This is a genomic window from Borrelia persica No12 (genome assembly GCF_000500045.1).
GTDB lineage: Bacteria > Spirochaetota > Spirochaetia > Borreliales > Borreliaceae > Borrelia > Borrelia persica.
In genome coordinates, this window is record NZ_AYOT01000243.1 from 1 (window position 1) to 293 (window position 293).

Sequence of the window (293 nt, forward strand, 5' to 3'; positions counted from 1 at the left end):
TCATCTTCACCACCAATTTCAACATGTGGTTCATAATGTGGTTGATTATCTTGTGATGTTGTATCAACTACTCGTTTTACTCCTCTCTTATATGGATATCCTTTAAAGAAGTAATTTTCTAGTTTATCAGTTCGACTTGTTACAGTACCACCTTGATTAGCAAAGTGTAAATTTTTACCCTTAAAATCAGCTGTATTGCTAAAAACACCAGCATCATTGGTAGGATTCTTCATTAACTTTTTAAGAGCTTTAGCTTTTTCTTCATATTGCTTTACTAGTTCAGTTACGTTTGT

General features: G+C 32.4%; 1 protein-coding gene. It reads right to left on the minus strand.

Features of this window, described 5'->3' with window-relative positions:
* Positions 1-293, minus strand: a 293-nt coding sequence (locus U881_RS0110120; RefSeq protein WP_024654281.1) for a DUF228 domain-containing protein, incomplete at both ends; no start/stop codon positions are given.